The following is a 9886-nucleotide window of genomic DNA, read 5'->3' on the forward strand; positions in this document are numbered from 1 at the left end:
ATCTGCGGCGAGCCGGGAGCGGGCGGCCTCGCCGTGGGAGGGGCAGACGCTGGGCGACTATCTGCGCGATGCCTCGCGCGATCCTGCGGCCCAGGGCGACGCGCCGGCGGCGCAAGGCGACACCGCGGGCGCCATTGGCGACACCTCGCGGCGCCAAGGCGACGCTTGCCTTGCCAAGGGGACGGAGATGGCCCTGGACTGTGTGACAGGTGTGACACCGCCCGCCCGGCGATATGTGGGCAAGGGCGGGGCCGGGCACGAAAAAGGGGCCCACGCCTGATGGCGGCGGGCCCCTTCGTTATCGCAGCAAGGTCAGGCGATCAGAACTCGTTGCCCCTCTCGCCCCTGCGGTCCCCCTCGCGGTGCTGGGCTTCGCCCTTGCGCTCCTGCTCGAGGCCCGACTGGCGCAGGCTCTCGTTGCCGGTGAGGTTGCCGATGCCCTGCTTGACGTTGCCGATCGTCTCGTTGGCGACGCCCGATGCACGGTAGCTGGTCTCGCCCGGGCCGTTGCCGGTGTCGCGGCGATAGCTGCGGTAACGGGTCGAGCTCGCCTGGGTGTCGCGGGTGTAATAGCCGCCGGTGGCCGCGCCTGCGGCACCCGCCGTAGCCGCCGCCGTCGCCGGGGCGGACCAGCCCTGGCTGCGCCACGAGGAGGATTCGGCATCGACGTCGAAGGCGTTCGAACGTTCGATGACCTCGCGGGCACGGTCGGCCATCTCGTCGTCGACGGTGACGGTCAGCAGGGTGTTGCCGCGGTGAACGCCCTCTTCGTAAACGTGGCGGTCCTCGTCGGGCATACGGTAGTCGTCGTCATCGTCCCAGCCGGCATCGCTCCAGAAGCCGCGATCGTTGTGATCGGAATAGGTCCCGGCGCGATAGCTCGAGTGGGTCTTGTCGTAGACATGGCCGCGATTGGCCGCGGTGTCGTCGTCGTCCTTGAGGATGCCGAGCGAGCGCAGTTCGTTCTGCACCGCTTCGGCTTCGGTCCGGCTTTCGAACATCGCCGTGATCTTCTGTCCCATCGTGTTACTCCTTGGGTAGGTCGCCGGGGCGCGGTGCCCCGGCGATGGGTTGCATCAACGCGAGAGCAGCGTGATCTCGACGCGGCGGTTTTCCTGGGTGGCGGCCATGCCCGTCTCGCCCGCGGCAGCGGTCTCGATCTGGGTGGCGGCGACACCGCCGTCGATCAACGCCTGACGCACGGCGGCGACCCGCTCTTCCGAGAGGCGCTGGTTGGCCGCCGCATCGCCCGACGGATCGGCAAACCCGCGCAGCGAGACGCGGGCCGTCTGACGGCCGCTCAACGCTTCGGCGAGACCGGCAATCTCTTCCTGCGCCTCGGCGCTGAGATCGCTCGAACCGCTGGCAAAGGTCACGCGATCGAGGCCGTAGGTGACGGGAAGCGGATCGGTGCCGGTCAGCGTGCGATCGAAGGTGTCGCGCGAGTAGGCGACCGGGGCCACTGCCGCCGTGGTCGCGACAGGATCGGTGGTGGCCGTCTCGACCGGGGTGACCGTCTCGGTCGGGGTGACCACGGCTTCCTCGTCGTCGCAGCCCCGCAGCAGCAGGAACAGCAGGCCGAGGAGCAGCAGCGCCCCGAGCAGCAGCGGCAGCCAATTGGTCTTCTTCTCTTCCGGTGCCGAACTGAGGGACGAATGCCCATGCACGTCCCGGTCGTTCCTGTTATCCACCATGATATCTCTCCTTGATCCTCCGCCCGGACCCTGAACACACGCCATGCGTCGTGCCGGACACAGGGTTAACACCCGCGCCGCGTTATCTTTCCCGGCTAAGCGCCCGACATAGTTCGATGTTCGGGAGTAATGGATCAGTCGATCACGAAATCGCCGTCATCCTCGCCGTGCCAATAGGCCGCACGGGTCGCCCGCACGGCGATCATCACAAGGCCGGGCGTGTCGATGCCATCCTCGAACCAGCGTTCGAGATCGTCGACCCAGTGTTCCGCGAACTCTGCCTTGTCGCGGCGGATTTCGGCCTGTCCCTCGATGGCGATGAAGATGCCGGGCGCGCCGTCCTTTTCCTGCTGGCCCTGCAAGGAGAGCCCGACGCGGGGGTCCTGTTCGATGTCGTCGACCATCCGGCAATCGTCCCAGGTGAAGTAGTAGCTGTCGCCATCGTAATCGACCTGACGATTGTTGCTCATCGGCCGGGCGCCGATCTGCCCGCCCGCGGTGTGGGTGTTCAGCATGACGAAATCGATGTCCCGCATCGCCTTGGCGATGTGATCGAGATGCTGCTTGGTGGACCGCTCGTTCATGCATCACTCTCCTTGGTTACCCAGGGTCAAGCCTGCTGCGGCCTGCTTGTTCCGAAAGGCTCGTATCATTCGCGGGCGGCGAGGACGGCATCGACATCGATCATCCGCGAGGATGCATTTCCCGCGTTCTCGAGCGAAGCGGAATCCACCGGGGCTGTCTGCTGCTCGACCCTGCTGGCTGTGGGCTGGGGAGCGGCGGGCGCCGGCGGAGGCGTTCCGGCGGGAAGGCGTGCCGTATAGGCTATCAACGCAGCTTCACGTGCAAGCCGGGCGGCCTGCTCCTCCCTAGCCAGCGTTGCGGCGAAGTCTGGGCTCGGCCTGCGCTCGCGTTCCCAACTCATGGCGACGGCAGTGTCGCGCAGCCTGCCGCGTAACGGCAGTTCGCCGATCGCAAAGCGCCCCTGGGCGGTTTCGAGAGGATAGTGGTCAGGCATGGCCATCGGCACTGGCTCCTCGCCGGAAAGCGACGCCGGACGGTCTCGCGCTGTGATATCGGCAGGGCCGCGCTCCACCAGCGGTGCGGTTTCGATGCGGCTTCCTACGATTGCGCCAGCACTGGCGGCAACCACCGCCCCACCCACAAGCCATGGCGAAATACGCATTGGTCTTCCATCCTCGATCTGGCTATTCAAACCGCACAATCCGCCGCGCTGTTCCGGGCGGGAAGGCGGACGGGCTGGAGATCTGCATGAAAAGCCGGCAAGTGTTCGGAATTGGCACGAAAACGCGGTTCGCGATGGCGCTCCCGTTGCTGGCCGCCGCCTGCCAGGCCGCAGGTCCGCAGAGGGCCGATACCTTTTCCGCGATCGCGCCGGCAGAGACGGTGTATCTGGTCGGCACCGAACCGTTCTGGAGCGGCGAGATCGCCGGAGGCGAAGCCGTATGGACGACGCCCGAAGTCATGGCGGGCACCCGCTTCCGCGTCGATCGGTTCGCCGGCAACAACGGATTGGCTTTCACGGGACGCATGGGGGCCGAGACGTTCGACGTCATGGTCACCGCCGGCCGATGTTCGGACGGCATGTCCGACCGCAGCTATCCCTACATCGCGACGGTCAAGCTGGGCGACCGGCAGTTCGAGGGGTGCGCCTGGACGGACCGTCAGGCGTTTACCGGACCGGCCGCTCCCTGACTGGCACCGTAATGTCCGGCATTCCCTTCTGGCCGCGCCTGCTGGGCTTTGCCGGGCTGCTGCCTTCGCTGGGGTGCCTCGCCGTACTCCTGTTCGGGCCGCAGGATTGGCACGATGCCGCGCGCATGATTGCATTGGGCTATGCGTTGACGATCCTCAGTTTTCTCGGCGGAACCTGGTGGGGCATTGCAGCCAGCGCGCCGGCGGCAGAACGGCGGCAGGCCCTGGCGGCGGTCTGGATCGCTTCGATGGTCCCGCCCTTGGTTGCTGCTGGCATCGTCCTTGCCGGGATCGTGTGGTGGCCGTTTGTCGAGACGGCACTGGTCATGACCGGCGCGGCCATCGTGCTGACGCTGGTGGCGGATGCACGCCTTGGCGCGCTCGCCCCGCGCTGGTGGCAGGGGCTGCGTATCCCATTGTCGCTCGGCCTCGGCACCGTCACCATCGCCAGCGCGCTGATTTAAAGGATCAGAACAGCCCGGGGTTCTGGAACTGCGCCGCCGATGGCTGGCGCGGCACCAGCAGATCGCGCCGGGCGGCTTGCTGGGAGGTGCGAGTTGCTAGTCCCGCGCCGGCAATCGGCTGGCATTGCATGCCGCCAAGATAGGCGCGGGCGGCCATGATCGAGGCCTCGGAAGGATCGCCGAGCGGCGTTTCGATATCGTCGCTCGCCGCGCAGGTCGCCTGCATCACGCCGGCAAGGCCGCGATAATATTCCCCTTCGCCCCGGGCATTGGCGGTTTTGAACGCTACGACCCGCAACCTGTCGTCGCATGCCGAACGGTCAAGCCCGATCTGGCCCACCGGCTTGCCGTAGGTATTCGTTCCGACAAGCGCGATATCAGGGCCAAGGTAAGCCAGCATGGAATTGGTCACGAGTTCGCTCGCAGAGGCCGTGCCGCCGCGCCCGATCACCGCGATACGCGATGCGGTGATGGCCTGCGGCTGCCGCTGGAAGGATCGGGTTTCGTTGTTCTCGGCCTTCGACGGGCGGAAGACGGTGCGACTGAAGACCTGCCCCACCTTGTCTGCGCCGAGGAGGTCGCCCAGCACCTCGGCCACCGAGATCAGCCCGCCGCCGTTATACCGCAAATCGAGGATGACCTTGCTTACGCCTTCGTTCTGGAACCTCTGAAAGGCGGCGCGAAGCTCCGCCTCGGCCGACTGGATGATGAAGGTGCGAAGGTTGATATAGCCGATCTTCTCGCCGTCGATCTCGAAAACCTCCTGTCCGTAGACGTCGGACATCGGATCGAGCGCGAATTCCTCCTTGGTGATATTGGAATTGATCGCCGTCCCGGTGGTGTTCAGGAATCTGATCGAGCGGGTAACCCCCGGGTTCGCCGGGCCGAGGGCATCGCTCACAGCACGCGAGCCGCCCGCGGCGAACAGGTCCTCGACCTGCCGATCGCCGATCGTCAGGATCTCGTCGCCCCGGCGAACACCCCGGGCATAGGCCGGACCGGTCTCGAACACTTCGAGGACGAACAATCGCCGTTCGCGCTCGTCATAAGCCAGGCGGAAGCCGAACCCTGCGTTCGCGCCGTTCCGGATCAGGTCGTTTTCTTCCCGGATCGAGGTGACATAGGTGAAAAAGCGGTCCTTCTCCTGCGCGCGCGCAGGTGCGACCAGCGCATCGATATAGCTTTGGACCGTGGCGTGATCGCCCTTCGCGACCGAGGTGTCGACAAGTTCGGGGAAGAGATACCATTCATTGATCTGCGCCCGGACCCAATCCTGCCGGCCTGAAACCGAACAGTCTCCGGCCGTCCCGCCTGTCCCGCCGGTCCCGCCGGTTCCCCCGGCACCATCAGTCCCGCCGGTGCCCGTGCCCCCGGGGGTCGGGGCGTTTCTGCTGCCGCCACCTCCACCCCCGCATGCGGCAAGGGCGACGGCCAGCGCCGCCGAGACGATGGTTCTGAAAACTGGCATCCTGCGCTCCCCGCACCGAAAATCCGGCGGTCCGGGTGCGGGATATGTCCCCGATCGCGTTGCCTGCGCAAGTGCTGCCGCCCTGCCGGAACGCAATTGCGACGGTCAATGCGGCCGTTTCGTGCGAAAATCAGTGCAAACCGTAGGGAAATGCGTGGCGCTCTGCCTCAAGGTAAGGCTAGAACGCACGCCGTAACCGCGGGGCAGGGTGCCCTTGTGCCATGCAGGAGTTGTGATGCCGTCTGTTGTTCCCGCCTGGATCGAACGCGCCGTCGAAGGCGAGAAGATCGCGGCCAAGCTGACCGCGGCGAAGGTGGCACAGGAAGGCGATCTGGGGCGCGGCGGGTTCTCGCTGTCGAGCCCGGCCTTCCGCCATGGCCAGGAACTTGATCCCAGCTTCACCGCGGCAGAGGAAGACGCGGTGGCCCCGCCGCTGGAATGGACCGCGCCGCCGCCCGGCACCCACGAACTTGCCCTGGTGGTGGAAGATGCGGCCAGCGGCCGGGTTCACTGGCTGGTCTGGGGTCTGGCGCCGCAACGGGGCAAGCTTCTCGAAGGAGAAACGCCGCCCCGCGCGGGCAAGAACGCACTGGGCAATTCGGAATGGTTGCTGCCCGATCCCCCGCTGGGCGAAGAACACATCTACGTCTTCCAGCTGTTCGCGCTGGACCTGCCGCTGGCCTTGCTGCCGGGGGCGACGCATGCTGATTTGCTGGCGGCGATGAAGGGCCATGTCACGGCCGTCGCGCTGCTCGCTTCGCGCTTCGAAGGTCACGAGATCGAGGAACTCGATGCCGCCGACTTCGATGGTTTTGAATAACAGACCTGAAAGAAAGGATTTCGAGAAATGGCTGGTAAGAACAATGCGCTGCAGAAACCGGTGAACCTCTCGCCGGAACTTGAGAACGTTGTCGGCAAGGGCCCCATGACGCGGGCGCAGGTGACCTCGAAGGTGTGGGACTACATCAAGAGCAACGACCTGCAGGACAGCAAGGACAAGCGCATGATCAATCCCGACGACAAGCTCGGTTCGGTGATCGGCAAGGACCAGATCTCGATGTTCAAGATGACGGGCGCCGTTTCCAAGCACATGACGTCCAACTGATTTGCTGGCTACCGGCGGCGAAACGGCCAGTCCGTGACGCCGCCGGCCCACAAGGCTGCCCATGCGATGACCGGTTGCGCCAGCAGCCGAGGAATGTGGTAGCCAAGACCTAGTCCCTGATCCGCCCGCGCCAGATCGTTCGCAAAATGCTGAATGTTGGCCGGGAAGACCCCCACCGCATACAGCGCAAGTCCCGCACCTGCCGCCTGACGCAAGGCGCGGCTCCTCTCTTGTAGCAGCCCTGCAGCCCCGGCGAGCTCGGCAATCCCGGTAATTGCCACTGCCGCTTCCGGTGCCTTTACCCAGTGTGGCATGATGCCGAGGAACGGTTCGGGAAAGACCAGGTGGAGAATGCCGGCGGCGGCATAGACCACGCCCAGCAAAATTTGCAGTCCCCGGCGCGCGCGATTCATCTCGCCAAGGCGATGCGGTAAGGGCCATCGCGGGCCGCCAGCGGCTCGCCCTTCCAGGACAGCCGGACGCGGCCATCAGCAAGGAGGACATCGGTCGCTGCGTGAACCTCGGACATGCGATCGCGCCACGCATCAGGAGCAAGCCGACGCGCCGCTTCGCTGGGGCAGATTGTGGCGCCGGTGCCGCGCTGCGCGAGCAGGGTCAGGATCGCCTCGGTCGCACCGTCGGCCACATTGCCATCCTCATTCGCCATGGCCCGCCTTGGCGCCTGCAACCCGGTCGAGCGTGAAGGCGCAGCGTTCGCCATCGTAAAAGCTTTCGAGTGCGTCGGCGAAGACCTGGTTGTCGTCGCACGCAGCTTCGAACAGGGTCATCGAGCTTCGAAATTTCAGGGCATCAATCTGGCCGAGGATATCCTCCGCGCGCATCGTGCCGGCCCAGTCGAGCATGGCCTCGCTGGCCTCGTACAGGCGTTCGCCAAGCTCGTCGTGCGATGCATAGGCCGATGCCTCGGCCACGCCGGACAGGGCGTAGCGCCGCGCCATGGAACTGGACCCAAGTCCGGCCAGCTGCGGAAAGATGAACCACATCCAATGGCTCCGCTTCGAACCGGCGCGCAGTTCGCCGAGCGCCTGTTCATAGACCCCGCCTGCCTGGGCGGTCAGAAAATGCTCGAACCGGTCTTCAGCGCCGCGCATGCCCTGTTCCCCTTGCGATCGCCTCAGCTGTCTCAGCCCTTGTGCGACAGCTCCGAGGCCAGCTTCAGAACCTTGCCGCCATCGTCCTGCTCGATCAGGAAGGCCGGATCCTCCTTGCTGCCCTTGCGGGTGATCTTGCTGCCCTTGATCGTGCGCGAAACCTCGCGTTCGAACCGCTCGGCGATCTTTCCTTCGCCTTCACCGTTCCCCCAGTGCCAGGCCACGTTCTGACCGACGCGAAAGCCTTGTCCGCTCATCGCCCGTTCTCCTTCGCCGACGATCAGTTCTCGACCACGCTCAATCCGTCTTCGGTCCGGACTTCGCCGTCCGCGCCGGCAGTCTCGCTGTCGGTTTCAGCGTCCATTGGTTCGACGCCGACGATCGAATCGGTATCGGTGCGCGATTCGCCCGACTGGATCTGGCCCGAGACATCGCCCGATCCTTCGCCATCCTGCATCAGGGCGGGAATGATCCAGACGAGGGACATGAAGAGGACCGCCAGCAGCAGCCCACCGATTAGAACCCAGCGGACCACGCCCTCTTTGGAGCCGGCGCTCGCTTCGACTTCGTCTACGTTGACCTGCGGCTTGTTGTCATTCTGCATCGTGAACCCCTGCTATCGCATCAGGCAGGTTACGAAGCGTGAGGCCGAATGTTCCGCGCGCGATCAATCACGCAGCAGGTCGTTGATGGCAGTCTTCTCGCGCGTCTGCGCGTCGACCGTCTTGACGATGACTGCGCAGGCGAGGCCGGGGCGGCCGTTCTCGCCGGGCATCGTTCCGGGAACGACGACCGAATAGGGCGGAATATGGCCGCGGATCACCTCCCCGCTGTCGCGGTGAACGATCTTGGTCGACTGGGTGATGAAGACCCCCATCGCCACGACGCTACCTTCGCCGACGATCACGCCCTCGACGATCTCGCTGCGGGCGCCGATGAAGCAGTTGTCGCCGATGATCGTGGGGTTGGCCTGCATCGGCTCGAGCACCCCGCCGATCCCCGCGCCGGCCGAGATATGACAATTCTCGCCGATCTGGGCACAGCTGCCGATGCTGGCCCAGGTGTCGACCATCGTGCCTCTGCCGACATAGGCACCGATGTTGACGAAACTGGGCATCAGGACGCAGCCAGGGGCGATATAGGCGCCTTCGCGGGCGATCGCGCCGGGGACGACGCGGAAGCCGGCAGAGGCGAAGCGGGCCTCGTCCCACCCGGCGAACTTGCTCGGCACCTTGTCGTAGGCGGGGTGGCCGGCGCTGCCGCCTTCCATCACCCGGTTGTCGTTGAGGCGGAAGGACAGCAGCACCGCCTTCTTGAGCCACTGGTTGACCTGCCACCCGCCGCGGCCGTCAGGCTCGGCCACGCGGCCCTTGCCGCTGTCGAGCAGGCTCAGCGCCGCTTCCACCGCTTCGCGCACCTCGGCCGATTGCGGGGTGACGTTCGCGCGGTCATCCCATGCGGCTTCGATGCGGGTTTCGAGGTCGGCGCTCATGCTGTTCTCCTGACGGCTGTGTGTGCCGCCCCGTTACCAGCGCCGGCGCCCTAGTCCATCCCTGCGGATTGCGCGAATTCGTAGGCGCGGTCGACCAGCGGGCCGACCCGCTCGCTCATCGCCATGGCATGGGCGCTCGATGCGGTGCCGTCGATCACGCGCTTCTTGATCCCCTGCATGATGCCGGCGAGGCGGAAGAGATTGTAGGCAAAGTACCAGTCCATCGGCGGCACCGGGAAACCGGTCCGCGCGACATAGCGTTCGACCGCTTCCTCCTGCGAAGGAATGCCGAGCGTCTCGAGATCGAGCCCGAGCAGCCCGGCACGGCCATCGGTCGGGTTGTGCCAGTTGAGCATAAGGTAGCTGAAATCCGCGATCGGGTCGCCCAGGGTCGACAGCTCCCAGTCTAGGACGGTGCGCACCGTGTCGTCCTCGCCGTCGACGATCACGTTGCGGATGTGGAAGTCGCCGTGCACGAGCGACAGGTCGCCCGGCGGCGGCACGTTGGCCCGCAGCAGCTCGGTGAGCTCGTCGAGGTCCGGCCGCTCCTGCGTGCGGCTCGCCTCGAACTGGCGGGACCAGCGCTTGAGCTGGCGCTCGGCGTACGGCGAGCGCGAGGCCAGGTCGCCCAGGCCGACCGCGTCGACGTCGACGGCGTGGATGTGCGCGAGCGTGCGCGCGAGGTTCAGCCCGAGCTCACGGCGGACGGCGGGGTCGAGGGACTCGGCCACCTCCATCCGGTCGAGCACGATGCCGTCGACGTGCTCCATCACGACCACCGGGACGTCGGCGACCGCGGGGTCCTCGCAGACCCCGACGAGCCGCGGCACCAGTA

At 66.0% G+C, this 9886-nt stretch carries 17 protein-coding genes; 5 read left to right on the forward strand and 12 right to left on the reverse strand.

All coding sequences use genetic code 11. The features are described from left to right. Positions 1-280: hypothetical protein (locus ACHFFA_RS11475; RefSeq protein WP_394270969.1), on the forward strand; the 280-nt coding region annotated here is incomplete at its 5' end. A gap of 40 nt (positions 281-320) precedes the next feature. Here ACHFFA_RS11475 and ACHFFA_RS11480 read toward each other — a convergent pair. The 4 genes from ACHFFA_RS11480 to ACHFFA_RS11495 form a co-directional block, all read right to left on the reverse strand. After that, on the reverse strand, positions 321-1022 hold the full coding sequence (locus tag ACHFFA_RS11480) for a CsbD family protein (RefSeq protein ID WP_394270970.1): 702 nt from the start codon (positions 1020-1022) through the stop codon (positions 321-323). 54 nt (positions 1023-1076) lie between these two features. Continuing rightward, positions 1077-1694, reverse strand: coding sequence for an OmpA family protein (locus tag ACHFFA_RS11485; protein WP_394270971.1), 618 nt, complete (start codon positions 1692-1694; stop codon positions 1077-1079). Between the two features lie 134 nt (positions 1695-1828). Beyond that, complete coding sequence (locus tag ACHFFA_RS11490; RefSeq protein ID WP_394270972.1) at positions 1829-2278, reverse strand: pyridoxamine 5'-phosphate oxidase family protein; 450 nt, start codon at positions 2276-2278, stop codon at positions 1829-1831. Positions 2279-2343: 65 nt separating this feature from the next. Then, positions 2344-2880 carry a hypothetical protein gene (locus ACHFFA_RS11495; RefSeq protein ID WP_394270973.1) on the reverse strand — a complete coding sequence of 179 codons (537 nt, stop codon included), beginning with the start codon at positions 2878-2880 and terminating at the stop codon, positions 2344-2346. An 86-nt stretch (positions 2881-2966) separates the two neighbouring features. On the opposite strand from ACHFFA_RS11495, the gene ACHFFA_RS11500 reads away from it, so the two are divergent. Both ACHFFA_RS11500 and ACHFFA_RS11505 read left to right on the forward strand, forming a co-directional pair. Next, a complete protein-coding gene (locus ACHFFA_RS11500; protein ID WP_394270974.1) occupies positions 2967-3410 on the forward strand; it encodes a COG3650 family protein in 444 nt (147 codons plus the stop codon). An 11-nt stretch (positions 3411-3421) separates the two neighbouring features. Then, on the forward strand, positions 3422-3874 hold the full coding sequence (locus tag ACHFFA_RS11505; protein WP_394270975.1) for a DUF3429 domain-containing protein: 453 nt from the start codon (positions 3422-3424) through the stop codon (positions 3872-3874). Between the two features lie 4 nt (positions 3875-3878). Here the strand turns inward: ACHFFA_RS11505 and ACHFFA_RS11510 are convergent, their stop codons facing one another. Then, entirely contained in the window at positions 3879-5342 is a 1464-nt protein-coding gene (locus ACHFFA_RS11510) for a S41 family peptidase (RefSeq protein WP_394270976.1), read from the reverse strand. A 235-nt stretch (positions 5343-5577) separates the two neighbouring features. On the opposite strand from ACHFFA_RS11510, the gene ACHFFA_RS11515 reads away from it, so the two are divergent. After that, positions 5578-6162, forward strand: coding sequence for a YbhB/YbcL family Raf kinase inhibitor-like protein (locus ACHFFA_RS11515; RefSeq protein ID WP_394270977.1), 585 nt, complete (start codon positions 5578-5580; stop codon positions 6160-6162). A 27-nt stretch (positions 6163-6189) separates the two neighbouring features. After that, positions 6190-6447, forward strand: a complete 258-nt coding sequence (locus ACHFFA_RS11520) for an SWIB/MDM2 domain-containing protein (protein ID WP_394270978.1) — start codon at positions 6190-6192, stop codon at positions 6445-6447. An 8-nt stretch (positions 6448-6455) separates the two neighbouring features. On the opposite strand, the gene ACHFFA_RS11525 is transcribed toward ACHFFA_RS11520, so the two are convergent. The 7 genes from ACHFFA_RS11525 to ACHFFA_RS11555 form a co-directional block, all read right to left on the reverse strand. After that, a complete protein-coding gene (locus ACHFFA_RS11525) occupies positions 6456-6860 on the reverse strand; it encodes a DoxX family protein (protein WP_394270979.1) in 405 nt (134 codons plus the stop codon). Continuing rightward, positions 6857-7114, reverse strand: coding sequence for a DUF3253 domain-containing protein (locus ACHFFA_RS11530; protein ID WP_394270980.1), 258 nt, complete (start codon positions 7112-7114; stop codon positions 6857-6859). Before ACHFFA_RS11530 ends, ACHFFA_RS11525 begins: the two co-directional genes overlap by 4 nt. Next, positions 7104-7559, reverse strand: a complete 456-nt coding sequence (locus ACHFFA_RS11535; protein ID WP_394270981.1) for a DUF1810 domain-containing protein — start codon at positions 7557-7559, stop codon at positions 7104-7106. Before ACHFFA_RS11535 ends, ACHFFA_RS11530 begins: the two co-directional genes overlap by 11 nt. Before the next feature lie 32 nt (positions 7560-7591). Then, positions 7592-7816, reverse strand: a complete 225-nt coding sequence (locus ACHFFA_RS11540; RefSeq protein WP_394270982.1) for a DUF2945 domain-containing protein — start codon at positions 7814-7816, stop codon at positions 7592-7594. Positions 7817-7839: 23 nt separating this feature from the next. Further along, positions 7840-8163, reverse strand: coding sequence for a hypothetical protein (locus tag ACHFFA_RS11545; RefSeq protein ID WP_394270983.1), 324 nt, complete (start codon positions 8161-8163; stop codon positions 7840-7842). 63 nt (positions 8164-8226) lie between these two features. Next, positions 8227-9051 carry a 2,3,4,5-tetrahydropyridine-2,6-dicarboxylate N-succinyltransferase gene (gene dapD, locus ACHFFA_RS11550; protein WP_394270984.1) on the reverse strand — a complete coding sequence of 275 codons (825 nt, stop codon included), beginning with the start codon at positions 9049-9051 and terminating at the stop codon, positions 8227-8229. 50 nt (positions 9052-9101) lie between these two features. Next, positions 9102-9886, reverse strand: a 785-nt coding sequence (locus tag ACHFFA_RS11555; protein WP_394270985.1) for a phosphotransferase family protein, incomplete at its 5' end; no start/stop codon positions are given.

Source organism: Qipengyuania sp. (genome assembly GCF_043423005.1).
Lineage (GTDB): Bacteria > Pseudomonadota > Alphaproteobacteria > Sphingomonadales > Sphingomonadaceae > Qipengyuania.

Excerpts from the sequence above, each read along its gene's own strand:
- ACHFFA_RS11540 (WP_394270982.1), bottom strand. The coding sequence starts at position 7,816 with ATGAGCGGACAAGGCTTTCGCGTCGGTCAGAACGTGGCCTGGCACTGG.
- ACHFFA_RS11545 (WP_394270983.1), bottom strand. The coding sequence starts at position 8,163 with ATGCAGAATGACAACAAGCCGCAGGTCAACGTAGACGAAGTCGAAGCG.
- ACHFFA_RS11510 (WP_394270976.1), bottom strand. The coding sequence starts at position 5,342 with ATGCCAGTTTTCAGAACCATCGTCTCGGCGGCGCTGGCCGTCGCCCTT.
- ACHFFA_RS11515 (WP_394270977.1), top strand. The coding sequence starts at position 5,578 with ATGCCGTCTGTTGTTCCCGCCTGGATCGAACGCGCCGTCGAAGGCGAG.
- ACHFFA_RS11485 (WP_394270971.1), bottom strand. The coding sequence starts at position 1,694 with ATGGTGGATAACAGGAACGACCGGGACGTGCATGGGCATTCGTCCCTC.
- ACHFFA_RS11535 (WP_394270981.1), bottom strand. The coding sequence starts at position 7,559 with ATGCGCGGCGCTGAAGACCGGTTCGAGCATTTTCTGACCGCCCAGGCA.
- ACHFFA_RS11525 (WP_394270979.1), bottom strand. The coding sequence starts at position 6,860 with ATGAATCGCGCGCGCCGGGGACTGCAAATTTTGCTGGGCGTGGTCTAT.
- ACHFFA_RS11505 (WP_394270975.1), top strand. The coding sequence starts at position 3,422 with ATGTCCGGCATTCCCTTCTGGCCGCGCCTGCTGGGCTTTGCCGGGCTG.
- ACHFFA_RS11495 (WP_394270973.1), bottom strand. The coding sequence starts at position 2,880 with ATGCGTATTTCGCCATGGCTTGTGGGTGGGGCGGTGGTTGCCGCCAGT.
- ACHFFA_RS11480 (WP_394270970.1), bottom strand. The coding sequence starts at position 1,022 with ATGGGACAGAAGATCACGGCGATGTTCGAAAGCCGGACCGAAGCCGAA.
- dapD (WP_394270984.1), bottom strand. The coding sequence starts at position 9,051 with ATGAGCGCCGACCTCGAAACCCGCATCGAAGCCGCATGGGATGACCGC.
- ACHFFA_RS11500 (WP_394270974.1), top strand. The coding sequence starts at position 2,967 with ATGAAAAGCCGGCAAGTGTTCGGAATTGGCACGAAAACGCGGTTCGCG.
- ACHFFA_RS11490 (WP_394270972.1), bottom strand. The coding sequence starts at position 2,278 with ATGAACGAGCGGTCCACCAAGCAGCATCTCGATCACATCGCCAAGGCG.
- ACHFFA_RS11520 (WP_394270978.1), top strand. The coding sequence starts at position 6,190 with ATGGCTGGTAAGAACAATGCGCTGCAGAAACCGGTGAACCTCTCGCCG.
- ACHFFA_RS11530 (WP_394270980.1), bottom strand. The coding sequence starts at position 7,114 with ATGGCGAATGAGGATGGCAATGTGGCCGACGGTGCGACCGAGGCGATC.